A 26123-nucleotide genomic window follows, 5' to 3' on the forward strand; every position below is an offset into this window, starting at 1 on the left:
TCAATTCCCCATTATTCCTTCATCGTATCAATCTCATCAATATTCACCGTCTTGAACCGCTGATAGACATTCAACACAATGGCAAATGCCACCGCGACTTCCGCGGCAGCCAATACGATCACAAACAAAGCCGCCATTTGTCCCTCCAAAAGGTCAGCATCCTTGGTCGCAAACGCCACGAAGTTGAGGTTCGCAGCGTTCAGAATCAATTCGATGCCCAGCAAAGCCATGACGGCGTTACGGCGCGTGACGACCATGAAGACCCCGAGGGAAAACAGGAATGCGCCGAGCGTCAGGTAGATTTCTGCGGGACTCATTCTGCTTGACCCTCCTTTTCAGACTTGGTTTTGCGGCTCAGGTAGGCAGCCCCCACCAAAACCGTCAGCAACAGGATAGAAACCAATTCAAACGGCAGCAAATAGTCCGTAACCGTTGCAATGCCGACCCGTCGCGTATTTTGAATGGTCGCAACCGCATCCATCGGCGCAGCTTGATGGACGACCCCTTCCCGAATGACAAACAACAATGCCAAAAACAGCGCAATCGCCGTCAATGCTCCGGGAACCAGATTGATCAGTTCCGTTTGGGGGCGCATCTCCCGGATTTTGGCCGTGAGCATCACCCCGAAGATCACGACGATCAAGGTGCCCCCGACATAGACGATCACCTGCGATACCGCCAAAAATTCGGCGCCTGCAAAAACATAGAGTCCAGCGACGCCGATGAGGACTGCAAACAACAAGAAAGCAGCATAGACCACATTCCGGGACAAAGCCAAGGCCATAGCTGCCCCGGCAGTGAGCAGGACGAACAGGTGGAAAATGACTTCCGTCACGCTCATGCCTCGGGCCCTCCTGTTTGGTCTTCAGGCCTCCGCATGATCGGGCGAGGACGAGCCTTGGGTTTGGGTGGCAATTCGGAGGGAGCCTCTGGCGAATCGGAATTTTTCGGATCCTCTTCCAAGCTGGGTTCAGTTACGAGGGGAACTTCCGATGTCAAGGGCGTCGTTTCTGGCGAATCGGTGCTTTCGACAGGCTTCCGCTGCATGATTGGACGCGGGCGTGGCGGCTTTATCTCGGAAACGGGATTTTCGGACACAGCAGGATTCTCCACGATGAGGGCCGGATTTTCGCCGGAATCTTCCGGCTTGCGCTGCATGACTGGACGCGGTCTTGGACGCGGCGGATTGATCTCTGCAACAGGAATTTCAGGTACAGCAGGATTCTCCACGACGGGAGCAGGATTTTCGCTGGAATCTTCCGGCTTGCGCATGACCGGACGCGGTCTTGGGCGCGGCGGCACATTTTCCCCGCTTGACGAATCGGCCTTCGATTCCTCCAACGACGAATTGTCCAATGGCGCTACGGGAGTTTCAGCTTCGCCGTCCGCCTTTTTCATCACGGGCCGCATCATGGGCCGTGGTTTGGGTGCTGGCGGAGTTTCCGGCTTGTTTTCGGTCGGCACTTCGACTGCGGGCGCATCCTCGGGTTTGGGTTCCGCGGCCGGTCCGCGTTGTACCATCGGCCGCCGCTTCACAGGCGCATCGCTCGATTCTGCAACGGGCGCAGTCGTGGCTGCTTTTTCAGCCTTTTTTGCAGCCAAGGAGGCTTCCGTGGCGAGTCGAATCACATTTTCGTCCTCCGGCGAATAGGCCCCGAAGTGATAAACGAAGTTATCGCGGTCGTATTCGCTGAAGTCATAAACCGGGGTCATCGTCAGGCATTCTGTCGGGCAGACCGTCGTGCAAAGTCCACAGAACATGCATTTGCCCATGTCGATGTCGAAGGTCGGCAAATGCAGGCGCTTCATTGTGCCATCAGTGGTACGCCCGAGGTCGCCGTCGGCCCGAAAGGTTTCGATGGTGATGCAATCGACGGGGCAGATGCGCGCGCACTTGTCGCAGCCGATGCAATCGTCGGTTTCCATATAAAGCCGGTACCGCCCAGTATCTGGAATCGGCACCTTGTCCATCGGATATTGGATGGTGATGGGCCCTTGCTCTTTTTTGAAATAGTTGTCGTCGGCGATGCCCATCGGGGCTTCGCGGTCATAGCCCTTGACATAATGTTTGCCCGTGAGCTTCATCCCTTGCATCATGGCCTTGAACGAAGCGACGACGGTGCGCAGATATCCGGAGCGTGGCTTTTTCATCCGTGTGCGCCGACCTCCAGCAGCTTCCAAATGGCAGAAATGGCAAACAAGAGGAACGCAAGCGGCGTGAGCACTTTCCAGCTGACCTTTAACAGTTGATCGACGCGTACGCGCGGAAGCGTCCAGCGCACCCACATCATGAGGAAAATCGAGAAGAATGCCTTGGCAATGATCCAGAATGCGCCCCAGACAGCCATTCCGGCGGCAGAGGTTCCGGTTGTCAGATGCCCGAATTGGAAATGGGAGAAGAGTTCGCCGACGCCCATGCCTGCGGCTTCACCTGGGGCAAGGGCCATGAAATTGGGCAATGGGCTTGCCCATCCGCCCCAGAAAACGATGGCGGCGATCAGTCCGACCAAAAACATGTTGGCATATTCGGCGAGGAAAATGACCGCGAACCGGAAGCCCGAATATTCCACGTGGAAGCCGCTCACCAACTCGGACTCAGCCTCCGGCAAGTCAAACGGTGCGCGGTTGCATTCGGCCAAAGCAGCAACAAAATAAACCAGCCATGCCACAATCAGGTGAGGATACCGGATCATGGACCAGGAAAGTACGCCTCCGACTTGGGTGACATCCAGCCAACCCAGAAAATAGACAGGCTCCGGACTTGCCAAGGACTGCGCAGCTCCCAATTCGCCCAAATTAAGCGTGCCGTACATCATCACCGCCGAGAGTAGCGCAATCGCCGCCGGTACTTCGTAGGAAATGATCTGGGAAACACCCCGCAGGGCTCCCAGAAATGCATATTTGTTGTTGCTGCCCCAGCCGGCCATCAGCACGCCAATGACATCAATCGAAACTATGGCCATGATGAACAACAGGCCGACATTGAGGGATGCACCCAAAATTCCGGGTCCGACAGGAATCACTGCAAAGCCTGCAAAAACCGAAACGAAGATGACAATCGGCGCCAAAGCAAACAGCCACTTGTCCGCAGCGCTCGGAGTGATGTTTTCCTTGAGGAGCAACTTGAGGATGTCCGCGATGGTTTGGAACAATCCCCGAGGCCCGACTTCCATGGGCCCAAGCCTATCTTGAATGTAGGCGGATACCTTCCTTTCGGCATAGACAGCCCCGAGGGCATACAATGCCACGAATCCCAAGAAGATGCCGACTTGCAATATTTCAGGTGCGAGGTTCAAGCCTGAGCGATAACGACCAAAAGCTACAACCACCGGAATGGCCCGATGGTTGCACAATGGCGCAAATATACAAAGGCGATCACCTTATATGTGCGCGAACCTTGGATTGAAGGTGAAAACCTGACATTCTTGGCCCGTCCATTGGAAAGCTGAGGGAACAAGCCACTTATTCGGCGAGCAACGGAACCTTGAGGCTGTATTGCCAGTCTTCCATTTCGCTGTTGATTTTCAAAACATACATTCCTCTTGACCCATTGAATGCCAATTCCTTGCGACCGTTGACCGGCATATCCACCGTTTGCTCCCAGAGTTTGCGGCCACCGAGGTCATACAATTGCCAATGATAAGTTCCCTGCGGCATGCCTTCCCAACGCAATCCCGTTTCCGAAGATTGTTGTGCGCGGTAGAGGGTCAGTTTCGCTTCGGCGAATGGGCTTTCCGCAGAAAGCAGGTCAAATTGTTGGGGGCAAGGCCCAAGCGAGTCGTGGCCGGCTTGCTCGTAGCACAACATTTGATACGTGGCGTCGAGGCAGGTTGTGGTCGTAAAGCCAATGGCGTGGAGGTGATAGGTGTCTCCAAGACCTTTGGTCCACCGTTCAGGCAACGATAGGTTGCAAGGAGGCATGATATTGGGAACGAATCCGCAAGAGTCGGTTGATCCATCCGCACCTGCGTAGTTAAATGGCAACAGAAGCCTACCATTTAAGCCAGTACCCCAAGGCAGCTGAAAGTGGACGTTCTCAGGACCATAATGGACTTCGTAGGTGGCTTTTTCCAGGCCGCCCAATTCACGGCCGGAATAGATTCGTGTTTCATTGTAAGGCGGGACGATGATCGTATCCGGCGTTTGAAACCAGAGTTGAACCCGTTGACAGGTGAAATTCAATTCGATGCTGTCCATGTTGGGGTAATCATAGCGGTTCGTGACAAGCCAACGGTCATAATTTTCATAGCCATTTCCCGAATTTGCATGGTCGAGCGTATGGTACACGTCCCCGGGTTGCCAATCAAAAAAGGATTTCCAGTCGGGTGTCATCGGCAGGTAGGCAATGGTCGCAGCCCGAAGTTGATCGTTGTTGAAATAGTAACTCAGGTTTGGCCCGGCCACCAAGCCGAAATGCTGCGAAAGTTGGTACTGCTTCCCGTCGCTGATGTCGATCACGATGACCGAGTCCATTGTTCCAAGAACATTGCCTTGGGTACGGGCACTGATGGATGCCGTGAGGTTGCTGTCGGAAAGAAATGTCCACGATTGGCCCGTCGGCAGTTGGGTATGAAAGGTCGCAGTGTCTCCCGAGCGATTCACAAAGGCATAGCCGCCATCCGCCTGCCGAATGAATCGGTCGCCAAAAAAGCCTTCATGCCCGGGAATGAAAAGCGGCGTTCGGTAGTAATTGGGCGGGAAGAAAGTTGTGCAAGCCGGGGAGGGGAACAGGGCGATTTCATTCATCCAAAAGGCACTGTCATTTCCAGCGAGGCCAACAGAATCAACCCTGAGGCTGTAATTGCTGGCAGAACTGAAAAAATGAAGTTTTCCTGCATGGAAAGGTTGATAATCCTGAGCGAAAGGGAAAGCGCAAGCAAGAGCAAAAACGTTGTTAAAAACTGTCGTGTCATGTACTTATGTGTTTGATGTAAGTACAAAAGATTCTGGCAAGTCCCCCATGATTTTTGAAAGGATTTGATCGAATGGTAAAGGATGTTGCTTGAACAGGGTTGGTTGTCGCGAAAGAAGCTCTGCTGTGGGTTGGACAGAAAAGTGCTTTTTCGAAGCAACCCAACTCCTTGATTGGCATGGAAATTGAGAAGATTCGCCAGCTATTGAATCTCTAATCACGCTAAAAATGAAAAGTCGCCTTTTGATCGCTCTTGCAGCGATTTGTTTCTTTGCCCAGACCGGAAATGCCCAGACAATCGTCTACGATAAGTACTTTGTAGGAGTCGATTTGCATTGGATTTGGGGTAAATACAACACAAATCCGTCCTTGTCCTTTAAGATTATCGACTCCAAACGCTCCAAAAGCGGAACTTTTTCTGCACGCAAGGGTTGGCGATTTAGACTACATGCCAACTATGACAAGCTTGCGGGTCTCGGGCAAGTAATTTCTGGAGTTACGTTTCCGACTCAGTATGCCTCGGTAGGTTTCTATCCTGGTTATGAATGGCACAAGAGCTATAAGATGTTTGATTTTTTCTATGGTTTTGACTTTCTCATCGGCACGGATTCCGGACGAGAGCTTTATTACTGGTTCTGGGATAACAATCAAGGCAGCCCGTGGCATCAATGGACTTACTGGACGCGACAGAATCGCGTTGGTGGTGGGCCTATCGCCGGGTTATCCATCCGCATCATTGAGGGATTGCACATTTCCTTGGAATCTGCATGGTATGCGTCCTACTACACCAATAAGTACACGACGGTCTATAACCAAGGTCCTCCAGAAGTGGAAAAGGCAAGGGGCTTTCGCACAGCCTTCTCACCCGTGAACACCCTCCAAGTGACCTTCTCCTTTCGGTAGGTCACTGAATTATTTGCAATCCACCCCCTCAAACAGGGATTCTGATCCAGCTACAACGGCGTAGTTGTCTTCGGTGACATTGTATTCCAGCAATTGACGCTTGGAAAAATCCACACGCAGACGCGCAAGCGTGACGATGTTTTCGTCATGCGATTCGTAGATGCGGTAATCCTGCACCTTTGCGGTGGTTTCGTCAGACTCCGGCATCACCCCAATCGTGGCCTCGCCTTTGGAAAGGGACTGGAATACCGCACTGCGCTCCACGATCTGTTCTCCGGCGGTTTGGCAGGGAATTCCCGATGCCCCACGACGGAACATGATGGTATCTTCCCACATCACCCGCAACTCCAGACTCAGCGTTTGCCCATGCGCATCAAAACGCAATGTGGCATCCTCCAGACGCTTTTCAGAATCTCCGGAGGCGAAGTTGACCTTCCCTGAATAAACCCCCGCACCCTTGTGGTCGAGCTTGCCGTCGATTTGAAGGTCGGTGTCGATGGTCGCTTCCCACGAAACGATGAGCTGTTCGCCATTTTTGGCAACCATCATAGGGTCTTCAGGCGCAAGGGTAGAGACCCAAGGACCGGAAGGGTCTTGGGAACCTGGTTGGCCGGCATTCAAATCATTCATTGTTTTTGTGCTATCTGTGGAACCGGAGTTTGATGTCGAAGCACCGTTGCATCCGACTGCCAATACCAATCCCATGGCGAGCAAAGTACGCCCCAAAAGTTGCTTCATCGTTCAAAAATTGTGCGTGGATTATTTTTCCAGCTTCTTGTAGCGGCCAAAGGTATTGGCCTCCTTACTTTGCACCCAGCTTTTGTCGTCGGATGCAGGGTGCGGACCCGACTGACTTTTCCAGGTGTAGTATTTTTTGCCGTCCTGTGATTTCCACCAGCGGGTCATCAAGCCATCGTTGCCCGTTTCCTTGTTGGTGGCGCCCGTCGATTCAGCCGTGCGGAAGTACACAATCTTGTCCTCAACGACGACTTCGTTGATGATACGGATGTGACCTTCGACGTGCATGGTATCGCCAGCCTTCACATTGGCAATCTCAATCTTGGTGAAATCAGTGGTACCGCCCTTGAGCGAACCGCTGCCGTAGTTGCCGGGTTGCAAGCCATCCTTCTTGTCGATGGTCTGATTCCCATCCATCAAGAAGTTAAGGGCCTGCGACACATAACCCGAGCAGTCGGTGCTTAATCCGTATTTGCTCAGGAATTCGTGCATGGCGCTCGCATCGTGCTTCACCAAACCTTGCGAAACTGCTTCTTCCAAGATGGCTTTGAGATCTGCAGGCTGCGCCTTGCCGATCTTGGCCAATGAATTCACCTTGCCCTGCGATACCAAATCAGCAATCAGTGCCGCAACTTTTGGATTGGCTTTGCGTGCGGCCGCAGCATTGTCCATGCGGTCGCCACGGTTGATGTGGTAAGGCGGGGTGACTTCGATGACCTTGTCGCCGCTTTTGACCTTGATCTTGCTGAAGTCGTTGTAGAATTGATCGAGCTTGGAGCCGGTCGAGCCAGCGGTCTGATTCCCAACCTTGCCGGGAGCGTCTTTGGTCGGCGCATCCTTGACGGGGGTTGTAGCAGGCTTGGTCTCACCTTTGGGCTGTGTAGCGGCCTTCGGCGAAAGCATTTCCAGCGCCTTCGACAGTTCATTGCCAAACATGACCGAGTCGCTCAACTCTGCGCGCAAATCCGTCGTGAGGTCGTGGCCATATTTCTTCTGATAGGCAGCCTTGAGCGATTGAATCTTCGTGGCATCCCTTCCCAGAGAACTCAGAACGGCATAAACCTCTGCTTCATTGGTGCCGAGTCCCGAGCCATAGCCCGTATTGAACATGGCATCATAAAGGCGCTGTGCCAATCCGTCGAAATTAGCGCCCGCAGGCGCAGGTGTTGCAGGCTTTGTCACCGGCTTGGTGGTTTCGGGCTTCACGCCGCCACCTTTGAGCAACGCTTGAAAGGTATTGCCTCCAGGCTCAACCAAGCCATCCGGATTTTTCCACCCCAAAACCTTGCTTTGGTAATCCTTGATAAATCCGATGGTTTTTGGGCCGACATCGGGGGTATTGCTCAGGCCATATCCTGCCTTGATGAGCAATTGCTTTACCAGCAATGCATCGGCAGGTTTGTTGGCACCGCCTTCGCCGACACTTCCGGAGATGCTGTTGCCCGTCGTGGGTGTTCCACCGCCTGTTGTCGGCGTTTTGGTTTCGGTGGTCGTTTCCGGCTTTGGATTCTTGGGATCCGGCGTCGAACCGCCAGGTTTTCCTCCCGTGATCGATTTTGAATTACCGGTCGGAATGGCTCCGGCATCGGCAGGCCAATGTTTCTTGACCGATGCAATCATCGAAACCAAGGTGTCCCCATAATTCGAGGCTGTCGCATAGCCTGCTGCCGCAACCGCTTGCGCAAATGCTTCGGGTGTCGTCGTATTGAATGCGCCTGCATAGCGCTTGTTGGTGATCAAAAACCGGGAGTGGTCTGCCAATCCGGCTTCGACCGTTTCATAGTCACGGAACCAATCCTTGACCTTGTATTTGTATTTTCCGTCTTCGACCTTGGTGATGCTGATGACTTCTGGGAAGCGGTGACCCTGTTTGTCGTCCTTGAAATATTCGGTGGTCGTGACCAACTGCTTTTTTCCTTCCCAGCTTGCACCGGCTTTGATACCAAAGAGGGCATTGCCGATGGCTTTTTCTCCCCAACCGGATTCAAGGGCGCCTTGACCCAGCGTGAACAATGCTGGAATGCCGTCTTTGGCCTCCAAAGCAGCTGCACTTGCAGCATATTTTGCGACAAATTGCCCTTGTTTGCTCAGCGGCTTTTTGTCAGCCTTTTGCGGGTCTTCCTTTTTTTGAATCGGCGAAGCAGCCAATGAAAAGGAAGGAGGAGTTTTGGCAACGCCTAAACTCGATTCTTTAGATTCGTTCTCGGCGGTTTGATTGGCATTTTCCTTGGCCTGAACAGGATCTTTCATACTTCTTGTGATTGATTTCTAGACATAGATAAATTCCCGTTCTGCGCGCACGCAACCCGAGGAGACAATTGGCGTCACCAATATAGACGGAAATTCGGCTGAAAACAAGCCTCAAGCGGCCTCAAGCGGGAAAATCAAATGTCCAGAACAACTTTCTCGAATGTAATGGACTCGCCGAGCAAGTCTGCGCCTGTGCGGGTATAGGTCGCTGTCACGTCGGTAAGGCAGGCTTCCAATTTTCCGCCGGTGGATATGCGTTGTGCAATTTCAGGATGCCGGTGCAGGTAGTCTACTAATTTCGGAGGAACAACTTCGTTTTGGGCGATGATGTCAACGGACGGAGGCAGGATTTCCTTCAGTGCATCCTTGAAAAGCGGGTAATGGGTGCAACCCAGGATGAGACTGTCGATCTTGTCGTCCAACAATGGAGCGAGATAGTCCTGCAGAATGGGTTTTGCGTACTTTATTCCGTCATTTTCGGCCAGCGGAACCAACAATGGTGTTGCCTTTGCAGACAACCTGATCGCCGGATTGAGTTTTCGCAGTTCTTCCTCGTAGGTGCCGGATTGGACGGTAAATGCTGTTCCGATCAGGCCGATGCGGTGGTGTCCAGTGCCGATGGTGGCTTCGATGGTCGGCACAATCACGCCCAACGCGCGTCGGTCTGGATAGTTGATCGGCAGATATTCCTGCTGAATGCAGCGAAGCGCATTTGCACTTGCCGTGTTGCAGGCGATGATCACCAGTGGGCAGCCCTTGTCAAAAAGGTAATCCACTGCTTGCGTCGTGAATTGCAAAATCGCATTCGCCGAGCGCGGTCCGTACGGAACGTGCAGGGTGTCGCCCAAATACAGGAAGTCGTATTGCGGCAGCGCGGCCCTGAAGGCTTTGGTCATCACCAAGCCGCCGAGTCCAGAGTCAAATATGCCGATAGGTCCTTGCGCATTCATCGGGGTCAAATATCGCTGCTTTCACATTCTCCCAAAACAAAGAATGCAAAACGAAACCAAGAGGATTTCATTTTGCATTCTTTGATGCTGCTAAAAGCAAGATTACTCGACGGCAATCCCCAATTTCTTGGCGATGGCGGCTGTGACATTGTCACTTTCCTTGCCGTAGAGGATGCTTGGGATGCCAGCTCCGACCGCTTGGTTCAGGATGTAGGTGTATCCACCTTCCTTCGCAACCGCGTCGATCGCACCTTGCATTTTGTCTTGCACGGGCTTGAGGAGATCCATCCGGCGCTTCATCAACCTGTTTTCGGCCTCTGCAACACCTTTTTGGATTTCAGCTTCCAACCTTTGCAATTCGGTAGTAGCCAGCTTTTCATTTTCTGGAGAAAGCGGCTTGCCCGACTGTTTGTACTCCATGAACTCGATGAGTTTCTGTTGGTAGTACTTTTGTTTTACCTCCAATGCTGAAGAAATCGCCTTCTCCAGTTTGGACAACTCAGTCTCGATAGCCTTGGTTTCTGGCATGTATTGCAAGATCAACTCCACGTTGGTGTAGCCGATCTTGGTAACAGTCTGGGAGTTCCCAACCATTGCCACCAAGCCCAACAAGAAAAACAGAATATATTTTTTCATCTCAATGATTCTTAGTGAAAGACTGCATTTGCCATGCAAGTTGCATGAATGACAATGGCAGCTTATTGTTCAGGATACTTGAGACCAAGTTTGCCAAAAAGAGCCTTGGTGATGTCAGCTTCGTCGGGACCGTAGAGAATCGTCGACACACCTGCACTCGTGGTTTGATTGAGGATATAGGTATATCCGCCAGCAATGGCCACGGCATCGATCGCTGTTTGCAGTTTGGCAAGCACAGGCTCCAACAATGCTTGGCGTTTGGCCATCATGTCGTATTCAGCATCTTGTGCAAGCTTCTGCACTTCCTCGTCCAAACGAAGGAGTTCTTTCTCAGCAGCTTCTTGCTCTGCAGGTGTCAAAAACGCACCACGTTCCTTTTTGTCCAAGTATTCTTGGTACTTCTGCTTACATAGTCGTCTTTCACTTTGATTTTCCACCAAGTTTTCTTCAAAAACCTGGAGTTCTCTTTCCATTGTCTTGGCTTCAGGCATACTAGCCAAGACAACTTCAAGGTTGGTGTAGCCGATCTTCACCTGGGCTTGGGCCGAGAAGCTGGTCACAAGTACCGCCACGATGGCCAACAACATCATTTTCAATTTCATCGCGTCAAAATTTGCGTGCAAAGATAATACTTTCTTTTCGGGGCAGACATTGCCCAAATTATCAGTCGGATTACCTACTTCAATTACAGTGCCAATCATTTTTGGATGCCCAGTTTGATCACCCCATCGTCGGTACGATCAAAGGCAGGATTGCTGAACAAAATGCCCGAATTGGCAGCTTTGTCCAAGATAATGTCGAGTTTCCGCTCCTGCGCAACCTTCTCTACGGCATCGTAGACCTTGTCCTGGATCGGTTTGATCTTATCGTCCTGTACTTTGTACAATTCGCCGTCATAACCGAACTTTTTTTCTTTGTATTCCTTGGCTTTGCGTTCAGCGGCCATGATATCTTCCTGCCGCTGCTTTTTGATGTCGTCGGTCAGCAAGACCTCTTCGGCTTGATAGTCTTTGTACATCTTCTCAATGCCGGCATACAATTCCTCCAATTCCTTCTGCCATTTCTGACTCAGATTGTCAACCTCTTGCTTGGCAGCCTTGTATTCCTCCATTTTGCTGAGGATCAACTCGGTGTCGACATAGCCAAATTTCTGCGCTTGGCTGCTCAGACTGAGTGCCGCTGTGAGGATAAAAAGACCAATAATTCGTTTCATGAATACAGGTTATTAGAATTCTTGACCAATAAGGAAGGTAAACTGACTGCCGTGCGGCTTGGCTGCGGCAGAATTGATTTTGTCAAACCCGTAGCCCCAGTCCACACCAAGTAACCCGACCATCGGAAGCATCACACGCAAACCTACACCTGCGCTGCGCTTCAATTCGAAGGGCTTGAAATTGTTCACGCCCATCCAGGTATTTCCGGCTTCCGCAAATCCGACCACCCAAATCGGAGCAGCCTGATTGAGGGTAATGGGATAACGCAATTCCAATGTGTACTTATTGTAGATGTTGCCACCGGTCGGCTGAGCTCCAGAGGCAGAGCCTTCGGGAAGGGGCCCGATCGAGTTGTCAGGATAGCCGCGCAAGCCGACATATTCCCAGCCATAGAAGTTGAATGCGCCAAGTCCGCTGCCGCCCATGTAAAAACGTTCAAACGGCGAGATTCCATACGACGGGTTGTAGTTGCCCAAGAAGCCATACTGCACCTTTGGCTTTACGACCAAATTCTTGAATATCTGGAAATACCAGGTCGAGCTGAATTTCCATTTGTGGTACTCCAAGAATTTGAACTTCTCAGCATCGGGGATGTCTGTGAAGTCGTCGGTGCCCTTGATCGTACTGTAAGGCGGAGTGGCCTCGACCGAAAGTTGATGGCGGGCCGCTTCGCGGGGAACACAGGCGCATCGATGCTCGTACGGTCGATCGTAAGTCGGGCAGAGATGATGTTGATGAAGGCATCGCCAAAGCTCAAGGAGCCAAACCCTTGGTTGCCATTGCGAATGTCATAGTATTTATAGTTGAGCGAGGCAAATGCCTTGAAAAAGTCATCAGGCCATTTCAAGCGCATGCCGTAATCCAAACCGCCACCCAGGGTTTTCATCCTGAATTTGGTGGTTTGATTCTGGTTGATGGTGTAATAGACGCTCGCGCCGAGGGAGTTGGGTTTTTTGCCGCCCAGCCAAGGCTCCAAGAAGGAAATGCTGTAGTTCTGCCAGCCCACGCCGTTCATCTGAACCGCGAGGTTGAGCTTTTGACCGTCACCGGAAGGAATTGGGGACCAAGCCTTCTTCTGGAAAAAGCGTTTGGTTGAGAAGTTATTGAAACCCAATTGTACCGTGCCGACAAATCCGCCACCGATCACGTTGCCTTGGGTGTCACGGATTCGGCCACCCCATCCGCCTTGTACCTGCAATTGATCGCTTGGCTTTTCTTCGACGACATATTTAATGTCAACTGTGCCACTGACGGGATCGGGAATAGGCAAAACCTGAAGATTTTCCTGGTTGAAGTAGCCCAAGTTCAGGATTTCACGCTGGGAACGGATCAAGTCCGTGCGGCTAAACTTCCAATAAGGCAAAGTTCTGAGTTCCCGAAGGATCACGTAGTCGCTCGTTTTGGTATTGCCTTCCACAATGATCTTACGGATTCTTGCCTGCGGTCCCTCAAACATCCTGAACTCCAGGTCAACCGAGTCACCGACAACGGCTACCTCGATCGGTTCGACGTTGAAAAACAGATAGCCATCGTCCAGATAAAGTCCGGAAACGTCCCGGCCAGTTTGATCGCCATGCAGACGCTGATCGATCAGTTCAGAGTTATAGATATCGCCTTTTTCGATACCCAGAATGCGTTTGAGTGAGTCAGAGCCAAACTTGAAATTACCTACAAACTCAATGTTGCGGATGTAGTATTGGCTGCCTTCCAAGACCTTGATGTCGATGTCGAGCGTCTTCTCGTCAAACATATAGGTGCTGTCAAAAACCACTTCTGCATCACGGTAACCGTTGTTGCGGTAAAATGCGATCAGATTTGCTTTGGCCTCGTCGAGTTTCTTGGGCAGGTATTTGCTGCGTGCCCAGAGGCGCCACCACAACTTTTCCTTCAAGGTCTTCATTTTGGCCTTCAAGCGTTTGTCGCTGAAGTCTTGATTGCCTTCGATCTTGATTTCGTTGATTTTGACCTTGGGACCCTTTTTGACATTCATGTAAACCTTCACACCTCCCGCCATATCGTTGGTGCTTTCGACGACGTCAAAAGTCACATCCGTAGTGTAATAGGCCTTTTCCATGTAATAGTTCTCGATCACGCGACGGGCACGGCGTTCCTTTTCGGCGTTCCAGATGGTTCCGCGCAAAAGTTCATTTTGCCTTTGAGGTCATCAGCTTGGCTCTTTGTCACATCTCCCTTGAAGCTGAAGGAGCTGATACGCGGTCTTTCAGTGACTTTGATGAGCAAAAAGATTTTGTCATCGACGACATTGTCGGCAGAGATGGCCACCTCTGAAAACACTTTTTTGGTCCCAAAGGGTTTCATGGCCTTTGAAATCTCCGATCCGAAACAAGGTGATTTCCTGCCCTAGGCCTAACCCAGAGTGGATGATGACGGAGTTTTTACTGGTGTATTGGCATCCTTCAACGTCCAAGCCTCCAATTTTGTAGGTTTTGGGGTTGTCATAGTCGATTTGGGCTACAAGCCCAAGATAGCCGACCAGGCAAAAGAGGATGGAAAGCGCGGTTTTTTTCATAGGGACTTCAATTGTTCGCTGATCATGCCAAATCTTCTTTCCCGATTTTTGAAAATTGTGAATAGCCTCAAGAGGTCTTCACGGGTAAAATCGGGCCAGAATTTTGTGTGATATAAATCTCGGCATAAGCTAGCTCCCACAGAAGGAAATTAGAAATAGGAGATTCGCCTGAAGTGCGGATCATCAACTCTGGATCAGGCAAAAGAATGTGGTCATTTCGCTGCGTAAATCGGCCTCGGTGATGGTCCCCGGCTCAATTTCGCCTGCCTTGACTTTTGGGCAACCTTGTTCACTGCGGCCAAAATGTCATTGCGTCCGCCATAACTCGGGGCTAGTGTCAGCACAAGTCCTGTGTTGTTGGCAGTGCGTTCCATCCCCTGGTTGAGCTCCCGTTGGGCGCGTTTGGGCAGATCCTCGATGTTTCCGATGGCCCGAAAGCGCACGTTGTTCTGGGTGAGTGTCAGGACTTCCTTGCCGATCGTGCTGATCAACAACTCCATCAATGCACGCACTTCCAACTTCCAGGCGTTTCCAGTTTTCGGTCGAGAGGTAAACGGGGTGATGTGGCCATGCCGAGCTCAACGCCTGCCTCAAAACTTCGCGCACAGCACGTAAAGCCTGCCTGTGACCAAAGATGCGCTACCGCCTTTTGCTTCGCCCACCGCCGTTGCCATCCATTATGATCGCAACATGGCGGGAAGCGCTCCTAGATCAATATGCGCCTTTTTACTTTCCATTCAAAAAAACAGAGGGCAAACTTACGAAAATCTTCCACATACCCACAGGGTAAATCAGATTGCCCTGCTTTGTAGTAACTTCAACCTTGAATTCATCGCCAATACCATGTAAATGAACGATTTTACGGATTAACCGAATTTTGCTTCTGGTTGCCAAAAAAACCAAAAGCGTATTGGCACATTTCAATACGCTTTTGTATGATGATATTGTAATTGCTTAGCGGAACTTAGGACAGACGGCCCAGTCGAGGATATACGTTGCAGAAACCATCAAGCTTTCTAGTCTTTCTGCGTGTTGTCGCCACGGATACCGTTCCAGAACTCACCACCTTGTGGATAGATGCTGCGGTCGATACGGTCACTCAAGAGGCGGCGATTTCGCCTTGCTCGGGCGCAGTTGGTCAACGTTTACATAATAACCGCAGCGTCGTCAATATAGTCGGTGGGAATGTTTGCGAAGGCCAGCTCGGCATTCAGTCAATCTTGTCAGCCAACTTATAGCGGATACCGACACCAAGGATGCTTACACTGACCAAGTTATGGGGTTCAGGAGTCGGCGAATTGGCGGCATCGGCATAAATCTGTCCTTGGTGGGGATTAACCATGAACTGTCCTTCAATACCAAGTGGTTTTACAGATCATACCGCTCATTACCCAATTTGCTTGAAAGTTGAAGGCAAACACACCGACACCACCAAAGATAAGGTGTGTACTGTGTCCTGTAACCGCGGAACTTACAGTCGTTAGCGAAGAACTCCCATACCAAGGTCACCAGCTTCGGTGATGGGGAGCGGAAACTCAAGTTGCGGCGCGGGCGTGGATATATCACCGTGCAGCCTTGGCGTCGAAGCCTTCATCGCCCTGAGCAACATCAACCTCACGGACATGTGAGGTAAGCACCTTATCCGCCGATGAAGCCAAGACCGGGTTTTGTGAACTTTAGTGCGAAGTTATCGTCAAGGTCTCCTTGTAGTTAGTGGCTCCCGCTCACACCTACGCATAAGTACCTTGTCCTCAACAGGCGAGTGGCCCGTGGAAAACCCACGCAAAGTGCAGACAACGTCAGTAAGTACTTAACAGATTTCATAGTAAGCTGCCATTTACTTTTAAAAGTATCGGGCAAACCGTCAAGAAGCTAAAAGCTAGAAACAAATATATTCAATCAACCGAAAAAGAAAACTTATTCACACTTTTTAAGACCCCGTACAGGCTCTTTTCCGCCACTCCTTCGGCTTTTCAACAATCCGGCCAATCTCATCACCACCCTGATAGAATATAAAGGTAGGAATTTTTTTCAATCCCACAGCCTGCGCCAATTTTTTTTCGTCCTTTTTCGTAGTGTCCACAGAGATGATTTCCACGGTCGAAATCGGCAGGTCTGCCTTCAAATCATAAAACCGTGGTACCCACTTTGCTGTCACCACAATAGCAGCCCAAAAACAGCTTCATTGTCACACTATCCGTGATAGACAATGTTTTCAGCGAATCAACCACTTCGTATTGAGCTTGTATTTATCGTCTGAGAAATGATCCCAATGGCATTCCTTTTGAAAGGACGCTGGTGTAATAACTGACCAAGTATTGCTTGTCCTTGCAGCCCCAAATCAACAAAACTGCCAAAACGGGCATCACCAACAATGTTCTTTCATGCTTGCATTCCCCAAAGTGGATCGGGTTCAAAGTAAGCAAATCAACCCAAAAAGTGCCAAATCGTGAAATTAGGCAGCCGAATCCCTATCTTGCCGTTGTGATGGTACTTGCCGCATTTCAGCGAATCAATTGGAAAGGACGGAATGGGGTTCCTGGTCGCATTGCTGCTGGGACTTGCTTTGTGGCCGTTTGGCAAATGCATTCTTCTTGACCAACGACGGCCCATGTCACCTTTACAATGCCAGAATTTTGCGGGATATGCTGCTCGGCAACGATTCAGCGTTTTACGCAGAATGGTTCACACTCAATCCCAATATTGAACCAATTGGCTCAACCATTTTTTACTCACCGTTTTCCAACTTGTTTTTCCTCCGGTCTTTTCCGAAAAGTTGTTTTTGACGCTGTACATCTTGGGCTTTGTATTTGCCTTCAGATACCTCGCGCGGAGCATTTATCCCGCAAATGGCGCCTTTCTGCTCGTCGCGATGCCATTCCTGTTTCACAAGGTATTTCTGATGGGATTTTTCAATTATTCGGCGTCGGTGATCCTGTTTTTGTTTTGTGGGCTTTTGGCTCGAAATTTCGAAAAGGAAGGTTGGCGCTGGCGAATTGTACTTGGAACCCTCATGTTGGTGTTGGGGCTGTCGCATCCGGTGAGCTATGCCATGGCAATGGGGACGATATTTTTCATTGGGTGGGGCAGTTTCTCGCTAGCGTAATGCGTGCAGATCGTGGGGTCAAGTTGAAGGCTTTGGCCTTGCTGGCGCTCAAGACGATTTTGGCAGCCTTGCCTTCGCTCATGTTGTTGGAAGCTTCATCCTTCGCAAAGGCACGGATTCCATCGCAAGCCAAGCGAAGCCCCAAACTATTTTCGAAGACTTTGTCCAGTTGCGGGCCTTGATTCTGTTTCATCCTGAGAAACGACTTGGCCTATCGTGCTCCTCCATCCTCATTGCTGTCATGTTGATGGTGGGATTATTCAGCTTATCGCGCCAATCGAAGGGACATACGGGGCATACTTTTTGATGTTGGGACAACCTTGGTTGTTTATTTTTTTCAACCCGCGGTGGTTGCGGGTGTTGGAATTATGCCTGAAAGACTTCAAATCTACCCTTATTTGATTGCGATCATTTGGCTCGCCTGTAGACCATGGCCTACTTGGATGCTGCGAAGCGCGGCCTTGATTGGCTTTTTGGTCGCAGGAATCTTGTTTTCCATTCGTTTACCCAATTATGCAAATACCTCCTTGGCCGTAGAGGAATTTGTGTCGGTCCAGCCGCACATGCGTCCGCACTCTACGGTTTTGATGCTGGATTATGCACCCGAAGGGCGGTATCCCAACGAAGGGCCGCTACTGTCGGATGAGGCGTACATTTTCATGCATATCGCTGAATACCTTGGCGCCCTGCAACCCCACATCATCCTCAATAACTATGAAGCCAATACGCATTGGTTTCCTTTGAGATGGAATCCGGACAAGGATCCTTATGTGCATCTAGGTGAGGGTCCGGGCTTTGAAGGGTGGCTCCCGACGGTAAATTTTGAAAAGTTCCGAATGGAGACCGGCAAAGACGTGGATTATGTGATCACTTGGTGTCTCAACAACGAATTAAGGCAATACGAAGGTGTCAAGCTTATGCAAGACCGCCTCAAGCAAGATTACACTGAGGTGTTGGTGACTGAAGGTGGACGCGTGCGGCTTTGGGAACGAAAACGCCCATAAAACGAGAGGTGCTTGGGTAAATCTCAGATGCACTGCGTGCTTGCCTACGCAAAAGTCTCTTGCAAGCCCAAGTCAACCCATTCTTTCCTTCCAATTCCGCTTGTCCGTTCCCCACATGAGGCGACCGCGAAGGGTGTCCAGATAGTTGCCCGACTGCACACGCAGCATCTTGACCGGCTCCTTGCTCTTGCGAATGGCGATTTCAACTTTGTCGCTTACGGGCACCGTACGCGTGTCCAAGGCAACCATCGCCCGCCCGGTGCGCGTCTCCAGACTAAAGGAGATCACACAGTCATCGGCCAAAATCATTGGGCGAACGGTCAATGAATGCGGTGCTACGGGCGTGACAACCAATGCATTGGCATTGGGGTGGATGATCGGGCCACCGCAAGACAGCGAATAAGCCGTCGATCCGGTCGGGGTCGCAATCACCAATCCGTCACCCCAATAGCTGTTCAGGAACTCGCCATTGATATAGGTGTGGACGGTGATCATCTCATTGCTTTCGCTTTTGTGGATCGTAAAGTCGTTGAGCCCGAAGTTGTAGTCACCAAACAAGCCCGCCGGCGAACTTTCGACTTCAATGCCCCAGCGCAAGTCGATGCGGTACATGTCTTTCATGATCTCGGTCGTTGCGGCAAGCAGGTGCTCCTGCGTCACGGTCGTCAAAAACCCGGAGCCGTCCGGAAGTTGACGCCCAAAACGGGAGAATGCCCCTTGACCACCATGGCCGTATTCAAAGGTGCCGTCCCCGCCAAAGCTGTAGGCAAGTCGCATTCGTCAAGCTGTTTTTCGTCGGTCAGGATAAACGGCGCGATCTGTTCAGGCCATTCGGGCATCACCTTCTCGAGCTCTTCCGAATATTTGTAATGTACCAGATATGCGACTTTCTTCTCCTTCAAAAGCAGAAAAAGCGGGCCAGAAAGGCGAGGTCGGTGCGTTCCGTGATGCGGCCAAAAATTGCGAGTTTCATTGGATGGATACGAGATTACTGAAATAGATGCCGCCCTCTCCCCAGGGGTGGTTGGAGTCGGTCAGATGTTGCGGCTGTATTCGACGCGAAGGTGAAAGTCATAAATCGTGATCAGGTTGATGCCGGCACCATAGCCGAGCAACAAGCGGTCCTTGAGCGTATTGTCGCGGTTGTTGAACGTCCAATCGTGGACATATCCCGCATCGCAGTAGGCACTCAAGTACAATCCACAGGAAAATCCCGGAATTTCGGAAACGGAATCCACTTCAAATGTGCGAAATGGTAGGGGATGATGCCAAATTTCCATTCGGCCTTGGTCAGGTTGATTGCCGAACCGTCGATGACATGCGGCTCATAACCCCTGAGAAAGCTGCCGAATCCGATAAAATACTTGTCAAAAAACGGCACTTGCCTCCCGAGCAGGAAGAATTGTTGGCTTCCGTAGGCAAAATTCCATCGTTTGTTAAGCGGAATGTGGTGGGAAAAGGAGAGTGCCATTTTCCCGAAATGCGTGCTGCTTACGCCGGGAATCCCCAGAAAGCGGAAACTTCCGCCATACTTGTGCCCAGACAGCGGAAAACTCCGCACGTCCCGTTGGTCATTCCTCATAGCCTGCCGACCGATGGATAATGGATCGCAGTAAGGTTGTAGGGAAGGTATTCCGTGTTGAAAAAGGTAATGCTGTCGTTGATGTGGAAAGTATTGGTAGGCGGCGAATCCATACAAAATCTTCCGCGCCGAGAGAAGCGCTTTCCCAGAGTAAGTTGCCCGGTATAGCTTTGGCGCATCCTTTCATCGTTGAGACGGGCGAGTTGCAGGTAGCCGCCTTGGGTGCCGTAGCCGATTTCCTTGTCGTTGAGGATCGAGAAGAAGGCGGTGCCGTCGACCTTGGCCTTCGGAAACAGGAAGGGTCGGCTGTAAGTTGCCGTCACTGCCTGCGTGTAGCCGCCTTGCGCATAGACCGTCAGCTTGTCATTCCACCCCGAGAGGTTGCTCCACTCCACCCAGTCCGTAAACGAGCCTGTCCAGATCGGGATCGTCAGCCATTCGCTCCAAACGCGCTCCGCAAGATTTACATAGGGATTCGGCCAGATATACCAGCGCTCCTGCACGGAAATGTGGACCTCGATCGAGGAGTCTCCGATCTCATTGGCAAATGCCACGGAGGTGAAAAGGCCCATGTTATAGATATTGTCCTTATTGACCTTGTTCAGTGCTTCGAGCTCCTGCAAGTCGATGGTGTCTCCCTCCTGAAAGACCATTTGACGGGTGATGACCGGACGTTTTGTCTTCTTCAGGCCCGTGACCACGATCGAATCCACCCGCATGCGTTGCGTGTACCCATTCGCAGACGCGAGCAGGCATACGCAGATCACCAAGCCTATCAGCCTAGAGACCTTCCAACAATGTGAGTATCCTTTTTGCAACGTGCCTGGGGTTGGATGCAAGACAAAACGCGGAGATAATGGCCAATCCATGGGCACCGGCAGCGATGACTTCCGCGGCTTGCCGCTCTTCGATCCCGCCGATGGCAATCACCGGCCAAGGGGAAGCTGCGCAAAGCCGCGCCAAACCTTCGAGTCCCAAGTCAGGCAAGCCCGTCCGTTTGGAGCGGCTGCCGTAAACCGGACCGACACCTATATAATGTATCGGCGCTCCCCGCAGGGCTTCCAATTCGGCCATGTTGTGCACCGTGGCACCAATCAGTTTCCCCGGGCCCAGCAAGTCGGCCGCCGCTTGTGGCGCACCATCTCCTTGTCCCAAATGTACGCCTTGGGCCTGCAATTCAAAAGCCAAGGCGGCAGCATCGTTGATGATCAGGCAATGGCCGCCCTCTTGTGCCAATTTTACCATTTTGGTGACTTCGGCGAGGTCCTTTTCCCTGCTGAACAGCTTGTTGCGGTATTGAACGGCACAAGGTCCAGCCTCCCAGGCCATCTTCGCCAGCTCAAAATGGCCATGACGCTGCTGCACCGTGGTATCGGTGATAATGTGCAGGCGAGGAACCTCAGGATGGAAACCGGGAAACCAAGGGACTGTCCAGGGGCGAATGTTAAAGGTTCAAGTACCGCAACAGGTTTTCGTAGCTGTCGCGGAAAATCATTGACTTGTTCGGCGTCAAACACGACCAAGGCAATGTCATATTCAAAACGCTCGAAGGTCGCGATCACCCGGGAGAGTTCGCGGACGTTGAGCTTGATGGTCACATAAAGTTTTCCGGCTTCGTCGCTGTTGCCGACCGAGAGGCTGAGGATTTTGGCATCGTTGCTTTCGCAGATACGTCCAATCTCAGAGATCGAATAGTTGTTGTTCGCGAGGTGCAGCACGATCACACCACCGGTTCCTCGACGCAGAGATATTCGGCGGCACGTTTGAGGAGGTCGCTTTTGGTAATGGTCCCGACAAACGTATTGTTTTCCCTCGAACTCAAAACGGGCAGAATCTCCAGCTTCATCAGGCTCGCCATTTTCAAGACGTCGTAAAAATGGCTGTCTTCGTAGACAAACGTTTTTTCAGGTAGGGAGAGATGAATGGCGCCGATGGGCAAGTCTTCGACCCCGGAATTCAACAGGTCTTCCTCGCTCACAATTCCGAGCAGGCGCTCATGGTTCACCACCGGCAATTGCGCGACCTTGAACTCGCTCATCCACTCGAGCACACGCGTCGCGTTGTCCGATGTTTTGATCGAGGGCAGGGTATCGGTGATGAGGTCCTTGGCCAACAGCATGAATCAGGCGGTAAAAAGGGATGGATAAATGCGTTGCAGGAATCGGTTGAGCACGATGTTGAATTCCTCGGGTTGCTCCATCATGGCGGCGTGGCCGCATTGGTCGATGAAGCGCAACTCGGCATCGGGCAGCAACCGCTGAAATTCATGCGCCACGTGGGGCGGCGTGATGTTGTCGTTGAGGCCCCAGACCAGCAGGGTGGGAACCCTTGACCTTGCCCAATTCCTCACTGAGGTTTTGGTGCTGTGCATCCCGTGCGATCTTGAGGATGCGCAGGGTCATGTAGTTGTCGTTGACCCTTTCAAACACCTCGTCGATCAGCTCCTTGGTCGCCGTTTCGGGTTTGAAGAAGGTGTATTCGACACGTTCTTTGATGTATTTGATGTTGCCGCGGCGGGGGAATGTACTTCCCATACCCGATTCGAAGAGACCCGAACTGCCCGTCAAGACCAAAGCATCCACTTTGGAGAGATTCGCCATGGAATACACCAGCCCGATATGTCCGCCCAACGAATTGCCGAGAATGGTGCAGCGCTCAATTTTTTGAAGCGGATGAAGCCATCAATGAACTCCGCTAGCCGACGATCGAAGGCTTGACATTGGTCTTGCGACGATCGGCATGAGCGGGATAAACACCGTGAATCGCTTGGAAAAGGCCTCCACGACCGCTTTCCAGTTGCTCAGGGCACCAAACAGACCATGGAGCAGCAGCAGCGGCGGACCGCTTCCCTCCTGCACGTAGTCATATCCTCCCTCTTGTTTTACCTGGATTTCCATGCGCTAAATGGCCTTCAGATGAATAACGTTCTCAATTCAAAACCAGTATCTGATGCGCCAAAACTAGACGAATTGGCATTCACCAGCGGCAAAAATAGAGAAATCACATGGATTTACCATCGGAACAAATTTTGGGAGGATTGTCAAGCAGAATCACAGCGCCCAACTTGTCATAGGATGCACAGCTCGTGAGCAACGCACACTGGAATATTGAGCCTTCGAAGGTGGATGGCAATGGGTGTCATTTGAAAAATTCGGCGGTGTTCACGTTACCTAGCCCTTTCCGAAAATCTCGAAATGCCCACTTCAATCGACAGGCGGTGAATGTATGGGTTATGCAGGGGTATCCAAGGAGGTCTTCATTACGGGAGACAAGCCAATGAAGCCCGATATCCTCAGCAACAAGGCCCATGATGGACTTAGTTTGGCATGGTACCCTAGATTGATTTCAGCTCCGGGGATGACCCGTCTCCGGATCCTTCCAAAATTGTCGTTGTAGTCTCCCGTCACCACGTCTCCAATCTGTGGGAAAAAGGTTCGAACCCTGTAGCTGCCTGATGTGCCTGAAGAGATGAGAAGAGGGAGACCTGCCCTGATTTGAAATCCGGAGCCAAGTTTCAACCCAAAGCCAGGGGAAACGCGTGTATAAAGCAATTGCAAATCCGCCTCCAAATGGCGGGAATCACGTGTGCTGCCATATAGATACTTGAGCCCATAACAATCGAGCCCAACCTCGGGTTCGAAATGAAGGCCCCCGTGGATTCGTAAGTTCACACCTCCTCCAAGGCCAAAATACTGCTGGGTTGATTGGTAATCATTGGTATAATACTGGCGAGCTAGGTTCTGAAACCACATTCCGCCGGAGAGGTAGGCGTTGATGGAGATTTTGGGCTCTTGCGCCCTCATTTGGGCAAACAATAAGAGCAGCAGAAGCAGAATAAGAAGTCGTTTCATGGCAAAGAATGTCAATCAAACAATGGTCACATTCGCAAGACAATAGCAAGGTCGGCGGTGGAAGCGCAGATGCCAAAGGTAATGGTGTGCAATCTTACGTCCCCATGGGCCGCTAGCGCGGAGTGCGAGTGTGAAGTTTGAGTGCGCGTTGGGGCCTTTTTTCACCCCGTATGCCCTTTTCGATCAGCTGGATGCTGTGACCCAACCGTTTTCACACCGCGATTTCCCGCACCCAATTCGCTAAAATCGCTGCGCCGCCGACCGTCAAGATCGACTCGGGATGAAACTGAACGCCCGCAATGGGCAGGCTGCGGTGTCGGATGCCCATCACCTCGCCAGCCTCGGTCCATGCGGTGACTTCCAATTCGGCTGGAACTGAAACCCCATCCAATACCAAGGAATGGTAGCGCATCGCTTCAAACGGGCTCGGCAAGCCTTCAAACAACCCTTCGCCGCGGTGAAACACCGGGCTCGTTTTACCATGGACGGGCACACGCCCATGCAGGAGCGGCATGCCGAAATGTTCGCCAATCAGTTGATGGCCGAGGCAAATGCCCAAAACAGGCACCACTTTGCTGACATTCGCGCCACCTTGATTCTGGGCACCGCCCATAGCAAGCCGCAAAACCTCCGGCGAAATCCCGCTGTCGGCAGGTCGCCCCGGACCCGGCGAAATCAAAATTCCCTTGGGATGTAGGTTCATCAGTTCGTTGGCGGTCAGTTCATCGTTTCGGAAAACGGCCACGACGTGATGGCTTTGCCGCAGAAGATCCACCAGATTCCAGGTAAAGGAATCGTAGTTGTCGATCACGACGATCATCTGCGCAGGGAGGAATGCTCGAGGGAGTCTTTGCCCGGGACTTTTTGGCTGCGATTCACCGAATCGACCTCGACAAAATAATGCTCCATGTCGTCGAGCACGTTGTGCGCCGCAGGAATCAGGCCGATGGTATAGCCTTGAACCACCTTGCTGTAGGTCGTGACAACGGGATAAGAGGCGGACCCGGCCACAGTTTCCTTCGTTAGTACCTGCGAATTCCCGACGATGCTGAAAAAGGCGCCGACGAGGAAGCCCCATTTCAAAATCCCGAAGCCGAGCCCGGCAAGGCGATTGGGCAGTTCCAATTGAGCGGTATTGAGCAGCTTGGTGGCTGCCCAGCCGGCCAGATAGACCGCCCCCATGCCGATGGCAAAGGCTGTAAAAAAGGCGATCGCCGGCACCCATTTTTCCGGGAGATGGAAATTGTCGCGGTAGTAATGCGCGAAGATGAACGCCAACCGCATACCCGCCCAAAAGCCGATGATCAAGCCCAGCAGGCCTGCGACCTCGATGAGCACGCCATTTTTGAAGCCTTTGTAGGCTCCGTAGGCAAGCACAATCAGTGCGAAGATGTCGAGAAAATTCACCTTGGGATCAAGGAAGGAGTTCCTTTACAAGCACGGAAATTTCCTTGCCGTCTGCGCGGCCTGCCAATTGCTTGTTGGCGGCGCCCATCACTTTGCCCATGTCCTTGGCAGATGTTGCACCAACTTCGGCGATGATCTTTTGGATTTCAGCGCGCAATTCATCGGGAGTCAAGGATTTTGGCAGGTATCGATCGAGGATGGCAAGTTCTTCTTCCTCGCCAACGATCAAATCCAAGCGGCCGGCGCTGCGGTATTGATCAATGCTGTCCTTGCGTTGTTTGCTCTGCTTGATCAAAATTTTCATGCCATCTTCATCGGAGACTGGGCCCGGGGCACGGCCTTCGGATGTTTCAAGCAGGAGAATGGCAGATTTGATCGCGCGCAAGGCACGAAGCGCAGCTTGGTCCTTGGCCTTCATGGCCGTGACGATGTCTGCGTTGATTTTTTCTTTGAAGTCCATGCGAATCAACTATTGTTGCTTCGCAAACTTAACCAAAATTTCGGGTCTTACTTCGTCTTTGAAGGATGCCGTCCGCAGGTATTTGTTGTTGTAAACATAGATGCTTGGCGAAACACTGTCCCCAAACCATTTATCTACCAAGTAGTCCTTGTCCTTGGTCACAATGAGAGTTCCAGGGAATCCGGGGAGGTACTTGCCCGGAAATTCCTTGATCGCCTCTACTTCTGCCCAAGAAATGAGCACCAATGTGATGCCCTTGAAAAGCGCTTTCTGATCATTGATCATGGTGGAAATCAATTGGCAATGATCACAATCCGGATCAAAGTAGAAGAAAATGGTAGGTTGATTGGCGACAAGGGACATGCGGGTGACCGGCTTGTTGTCCATGTCGTAAAACTTGAAATCGGGGATCAATGTGCCGATTCCTTCGTTGGTATTGCCCTTGGAGACGTGTTGTTCCGTGGTCTGGGCGAATGCGAAGCTCGTGCTAAGCAAAAGGGCGAATGCGAGGAGAAACTGTTTCATAGTATTCTGATGCAGATATCGTGTGGCAGGAGAAAAGCAAATACCGTGCCTGAAA

General features: G+C 51.5%; 31 protein-coding genes and 2 pseudogenes. 3 read left to right on the forward strand and 30 right to left on the reverse strand.

Annotation, left to right across the window (positions count from 1 at the left end):
* Positions 1-11: 11 nt before the first annotated feature.
* The 6 genes from nuoK to IPN95_00140 form a co-directional block, all read right to left on the reverse strand.
* The gene (gene nuoK / locus IPN95_00115; protein MBK9447825.1) at positions 12-317 is read right to left on the reverse strand and encodes an NADH-quinone oxidoreductase subunit NuoK; all 306 of its coding nucleotides are present in this window, start codon (positions 315-317) and stop codon (positions 12-14) included.
* The gene (locus IPN95_00120; GenBank protein ID MBK9447826.1) at positions 314-841 is read right to left on the reverse strand and encodes an NADH-quinone oxidoreductase subunit J; all 528 of its coding nucleotides are present in this window, start codon (positions 839-841) and stop codon (positions 314-316) included. Before IPN95_00120 ends, nuoK begins: the two co-directional genes overlap by 4 nt.
* On the reverse strand, positions 838-2151 hold the full coding sequence (locus IPN95_00125; protein ID MBK9447827.1) for a 4Fe-4S binding protein: 1314 nt from the start codon (positions 2149-2151) through the stop codon (positions 838-840). The genes IPN95_00120 and IPN95_00125 overlap by 4 nt, the downstream gene beginning before the upstream one ends.
* A complete protein-coding gene (locus IPN95_00130; protein MBK9447828.1) occupies positions 2148-3278 on the reverse strand; it encodes an NADH-quinone oxidoreductase subunit H in 1131 nt (376 codons plus the stop codon). The genes IPN95_00125 and IPN95_00130 overlap by 4 nt, the downstream gene beginning before the upstream one ends.
* 184 nt (positions 3279-3462) lie before the next feature.
* On the reverse strand, positions 3463-4746 hold the full coding sequence (locus IPN95_00135) for a hypothetical protein (protein MBK9447829.1): 1284 nt from the start codon (positions 4744-4746) through the stop codon (positions 3463-3465).
* Positions 4743-4913: a hypothetical protein gene (locus IPN95_00140; GenBank protein MBK9447830.1), complete on the reverse strand. Its 171-nt coding sequence runs from the start codon at positions 4911-4913 to the stop codon at positions 4743-4745. Before IPN95_00140 ends, IPN95_00135 begins: the two co-directional genes overlap by 4 nt.
* Positions 4914-5140: 227 nt before the next feature.
* Between IPN95_00140 and IPN95_00145 the strand changes: the two genes are divergently transcribed.
* Positions 5141-5815, forward strand: coding sequence for a hypothetical protein (locus tag IPN95_00145; GenBank protein MBK9447831.1), 675 nt, complete (start codon positions 5141-5143; stop codon positions 5813-5815).
* Positions 5816-5824: 9 nt separating this feature from the next.
* Here the strand turns inward: IPN95_00145 and IPN95_00150 are convergent, their stop codons facing one another.
* The 11 genes and pseudogenes from IPN95_00150 to IPN95_00200 all read right to left on the reverse strand — a co-directional run bounded on the left by IPN95_00150 (position 5825) and on the right by IPN95_00200 (position 16258).
* Positions 5825-6553, reverse strand: coding sequence for a hypothetical protein (locus tag IPN95_00150; protein ID MBK9447832.1), 729 nt, complete (start codon positions 6551-6553; stop codon positions 5825-5827).
* 21 nt (positions 6554-6574) lie between these two features.
* Positions 6575-8803 carry a glucosaminidase domain-containing protein gene (locus IPN95_00155; protein ID MBK9447833.1) on the reverse strand — a complete coding sequence of 743 codons (2229 nt, stop codon included), beginning with the start codon at positions 8801-8803 and terminating at the stop codon, positions 6575-6577.
* A 134-nt stretch (positions 8804-8937) separates the two neighbouring features.
* Positions 8938-9753 carry a glutamate racemase gene (murI, locus tag IPN95_00160; protein MBK9447834.1) on the reverse strand — a complete coding sequence of 272 codons (816 nt, stop codon included), beginning with the start codon at positions 9751-9753 and terminating at the stop codon, positions 8938-8940.
* Between the two features lie 102 nt (positions 9754-9855).
* On the reverse strand, positions 9856-10389 hold the full coding sequence (locus tag IPN95_00165) for an OmpH family outer membrane protein (GenBank protein MBK9447835.1): 534 nt from the start codon (positions 10387-10389) through the stop codon (positions 9856-9858).
* A 62-nt stretch (positions 10390-10451) separates the two neighbouring features.
* On the reverse strand, positions 10452-10991 hold the full coding sequence (locus IPN95_00170) for an OmpH family outer membrane protein (protein MBK9447836.1): 540 nt from the start codon (positions 10989-10991) through the stop codon (positions 10452-10454).
* 95 nt (positions 10992-11086) lie between these two features.
* Positions 11087-11602, reverse strand: coding sequence for an OmpH family outer membrane protein (locus tag IPN95_00175; protein ID MBK9447837.1), 516 nt, complete (start codon positions 11600-11602; stop codon positions 11087-11089).
* Positions 11603-11614: 12 nt separating this feature from the next.
* On the reverse strand, positions 11615-12169 hold the full coding sequence (locus IPN95_00180; GenBank protein ID MBK9447838.1) for a BamA/TamA family outer membrane protein: 555 nt from the start codon (positions 12167-12169) through the stop codon (positions 11615-11617).
* Positions 12103-13743: a BamA/TamA family outer membrane protein gene (locus IPN95_00185; GenBank protein MBK9447839.1), complete on the reverse strand. Its 1641-nt coding sequence runs from the start codon at positions 13741-13743 to the stop codon at positions 12103-12105. The genes IPN95_00180 and IPN95_00185 overlap by 67 nt, the downstream gene beginning before the upstream one ends.
* Positions 13692-13922, reverse strand: coding sequence for a hypothetical protein (locus tag IPN95_00190; protein MBK9447840.1), 231 nt, complete (start codon positions 13920-13922; stop codon positions 13692-13694). The genes IPN95_00185 and IPN95_00190 overlap by 52 nt, the downstream gene beginning before the upstream one ends.
* A gap of 207 nt (positions 13923-14129) precedes the next feature.
* A pseudogene (uppS, locus tag IPN95_00195) lies at positions 14130-14811 on the reverse strand (di-trans,poly-cis-decaprenylcistransferase).
* Positions 14812-16063: 1252 nt separating this feature from the next.
* Positions 16064-16258, reverse strand: a complete 195-nt coding sequence (locus IPN95_00200) for a thioredoxin family protein (protein ID MBK9447841.1) — start codon at positions 16256-16258, stop codon at positions 16064-16066.
* A 657-nt stretch (positions 16259-16915) separates the two neighbouring features.
* On the opposite strand from IPN95_00200, the gene IPN95_00205 reads away from it, so the two are divergent.
* Positions 16916-17239 carry a hypothetical protein gene (locus IPN95_00205; GenBank protein ID MBK9447842.1) on the forward strand — a complete coding sequence of 108 codons (324 nt, stop codon included), beginning with the start codon at positions 16916-16918 and terminating at the stop codon, positions 17237-17239.
* Here IPN95_00205 and IPN95_00210 read toward each other — a convergent pair.
* Positions 17208-17432 (reverse strand): hypothetical protein, encoded by a 225-nt coding sequence (locus IPN95_00210; GenBank protein MBK9447843.1) that lies wholly within the window; start codon positions 17430-17432, stop codon positions 17208-17210. The two genes, IPN95_00205 and IPN95_00210, sit on opposite strands and share 32 nt — an antisense overlap.
* A 175-nt stretch (positions 17433-17607) precedes the next feature.
* Here IPN95_00210 and IPN95_00215 point away from each other — a divergent pair, with 175 nt between their 5' ends.
* Entirely contained in the window at positions 17608-18243 is a 636-nt protein-coding gene (locus tag IPN95_00215) for a hypothetical protein (GenBank protein MBK9447844.1), read from the forward strand.
* 72 nt (positions 18244-18315) lie between these two features.
* Here IPN95_00215 and IPN95_00220 read toward each other — a convergent pair whose 3' ends face one another.
* The 12 genes and pseudogenes from IPN95_00220 to IPN95_00275 all read right to left on the reverse strand — a co-directional run bounded on the left by IPN95_00220 (position 18316) and on the right by IPN95_00275 (position 26068).
* Positions 18316-19020, reverse strand: coding sequence for an NAD(+)/NADH kinase (locus tag IPN95_00220; GenBank protein MBK9447845.1), 705 nt, complete (start codon positions 19018-19020; stop codon positions 18316-18318).
* 257 nt (positions 19021-19277) lie between these two features.
* A complete protein-coding gene (locus IPN95_00225) occupies positions 19278-19436 on the reverse strand; it encodes a hypothetical protein (GenBank protein ID MBK9447846.1) in 159 nt (52 codons plus the stop codon).
* Complete coding sequence (locus IPN95_00230; GenBank protein ID MBK9447847.1) at positions 19433-19825, reverse strand: BamA/TamA family outer membrane protein; 393 nt, start codon at positions 19823-19825, stop codon at positions 19433-19435. Before IPN95_00230 ends, IPN95_00225 begins: the two co-directional genes overlap by 4 nt.
* The gene (locus tag IPN95_00235) at positions 19822-20595 is read right to left on the reverse strand and encodes a hypothetical protein (GenBank protein ID MBK9447848.1); all 774 of its coding nucleotides are present in this window, start codon (positions 20593-20595) and stop codon (positions 19822-19824) included. The genes IPN95_00230 and IPN95_00235 overlap by 4 nt, the downstream gene beginning before the upstream one ends.
* Before the next feature lie 10 nt (positions 20596-20605).
* Positions 20606-21190: a thiamine phosphate synthase gene (locus IPN95_00240; protein ID MBK9447849.1), complete on the reverse strand. Its 585-nt coding sequence runs from the start codon at positions 21188-21190 to the stop codon at positions 20606-20608.
* A gap of 355 nt (positions 21191-21545) precedes the next feature.
* A complete protein-coding gene (locus IPN95_00245; GenBank protein MBK9447850.1) occupies positions 21546-21944 on the reverse strand; it encodes a CBS domain-containing protein in 399 nt (132 codons plus the stop codon).
* Positions 21945-21947: 3 nt separating this feature from the next.
* A pseudogene (locus tag IPN95_00250) lies at positions 21948-22722 on the reverse strand (alpha/beta hydrolase).
* A 333-nt stretch (positions 22723-23055) separates the two neighbouring features.
* Complete coding sequence (locus IPN95_00255) at positions 23056-23676, reverse strand: hypothetical protein (GenBank protein ID MBK9447851.1); 621 nt, start codon at positions 23674-23676, stop codon at positions 23056-23058.
* A 211-nt stretch (positions 23677-23887) separates the two neighbouring features.
* Positions 23888-24496 carry an aminodeoxychorismate/anthranilate synthase component II gene (locus IPN95_00260; protein MBK9447852.1) on the reverse strand — a complete coding sequence of 203 codons (609 nt, stop codon included), beginning with the start codon at positions 24494-24496 and terminating at the stop codon, positions 23888-23890.
* On the reverse strand, positions 24493-25083 hold the full coding sequence (locus tag IPN95_00265; GenBank protein MBK9447853.1) for a CvpA family protein: 591 nt from the start codon (positions 25081-25083) through the stop codon (positions 24493-24495). Before IPN95_00265 ends, IPN95_00260 begins: the two co-directional genes overlap by 4 nt.
* 7 nt (positions 25084-25090) lie before the next feature.
* A complete protein-coding gene (locus IPN95_00270) occupies positions 25091-25543 on the reverse strand; it encodes a GatB/YqeY domain-containing protein (protein MBK9447854.1) in 453 nt (150 codons plus the stop codon).
* Positions 25544-25552: 9 nt separating this feature from the next.
* Complete coding sequence (locus tag IPN95_00275) at positions 25553-26068, reverse strand: redoxin domain-containing protein (protein MBK9447855.1); 516 nt, start codon at positions 26066-26068, stop codon at positions 25553-25555.
* Between the last annotated feature and the right edge of the window lie 55 nt (positions 26069-26123).

It is taken from the genome of Bacteroidota bacterium (genome assembly GCA_016718825.1).
Classification (GTDB): Bacteria; Bacteroidota; Bacteroidia; order J057; family JADKCL01; genus JADKCL01.

Coding starts and splice junctions, on each gene's coding strand:
- IPN95_00215 (MBK9447844.1), top strand. CDS start 17,608: ATGCCTGAAAGACTTCAAATCTACCCTTATTTGATTGCGATCATTTGG.
- murI (MBK9447834.1), bottom strand. CDS start 9,753: ATGAATGCGCAAGGACCTATCGGCATATTTGACTCTGGACTCGGCGGC.
- IPN95_00210 (MBK9447843.1), bottom strand. CDS start 17,432: ATGAAACAGAATCAAGGCCCGCAACTGGACAAAGTCTTCGAAAATAGT.
- IPN95_00150 (MBK9447832.1), bottom strand. CDS start 6,553: ATGAAGCAACTTTTGGGGCGTACTTTGCTCGCCATGGGATTGGTATTG.
- IPN95_00165 (MBK9447835.1), bottom strand. CDS start 10,389: ATGAAAAAATATATTCTGTTTTTCTTGTTGGGCTTGGTGGCAATGGTT.
- IPN95_00140 (MBK9447830.1), bottom strand. CDS start 4,913: ATGACACGACAGTTTTTAACAACGTTTTTGCTCTTGCTTGCGCTTTCC.
- IPN95_00255 (MBK9447851.1), bottom strand. CDS start 23,676: ATGAAACGACTTCTTATTCTGCTTCTGCTGCTCTTATTGTTTGCCCAA.
- IPN95_00220 (MBK9447845.1), bottom strand. CDS start 19,020: ATGCGACTTGCCTACAGCTTTGGCGGGGACGGCACCTTTGAATACGGC.
- IPN95_00275 (MBK9447855.1), bottom strand. CDS start 26,068: ATGAAACAGTTTCTCCTCGCATTCGCCCTTTTGCTTAGCACGAGCTTC.
- IPN95_00190 (MBK9447840.1), bottom strand. CDS start 13,922: ATGAAACCCTTTGGGACCAAAAAAGTGTTTTCAGAGGTGGCCATCTCT.
- IPN95_00270 (MBK9447854.1), bottom strand. CDS start 25,543: ATGGACTTCAAAGAAAAAATCAACGCAGACATCGTCACGGCCATGAAG.
- nuoK (MBK9447825.1), bottom strand. CDS start 317: ATGAGTCCCGCAGAAATCTACCTGACGCTCGGCGCATTCCTGTTTTCC.
- IPN95_00155 (MBK9447833.1), bottom strand. CDS start 8,803: ATGAAAGATCCTGTTCAGGCCAAGGAAAATGCCAATCAAACCGCCGAG.
- IPN95_00120 (MBK9447826.1), bottom strand. CDS start 841: ATGAGCGTGACGGAAGTCATTTTCCACCTGTTCGTCCTGCTCACTGCC.
- IPN95_00170 (MBK9447836.1), bottom strand. CDS start 10,991: ATGAAATTGAAAATGATGTTGTTGGCCATCGTGGCGGTACTTGTGACC.
- IPN95_00175 (MBK9447837.1), bottom strand. CDS start 11,602: ATGAAACGAATTATTGGTCTTTTTATCCTCACAGCGGCACTCAGTCTG.
- IPN95_00145 (MBK9447831.1), top strand. CDS start 5,141: ATGAAAAGTCGCCTTTTGATCGCTCTTGCAGCGATTTGTTTCTTTGCC.
- IPN95_00230 (MBK9447847.1), bottom strand. CDS start 19,825: ATGAGGAATGACCAACGGGACGTGCGGAGTTTTCCGCTGTCTGGGCAC.
- IPN95_00135 (MBK9447829.1), bottom strand. CDS start 4,746: ATGAATGAAATCGCCCTGTTCCCCTCCCCGGCTTGCACAACTTTCTTC.
- IPN95_00260 (MBK9447852.1), bottom strand. CDS start 24,496: ATGATCGTCGTGATCGACAACTACGATTCCTTTACCTGGAATCTGGTG.
- IPN95_00245 (MBK9447850.1), bottom strand. CDS start 21,944: ATGCTGTTGGCCAAGGACCTCATCACCGATACCCTGCCCTCGATCAAA.
- IPN95_00125 (MBK9447827.1), bottom strand. CDS start 2,151: ATGAAAAAGCCACGCTCCGGATATCTGCGCACCGTCGTCGCTTCGTTC.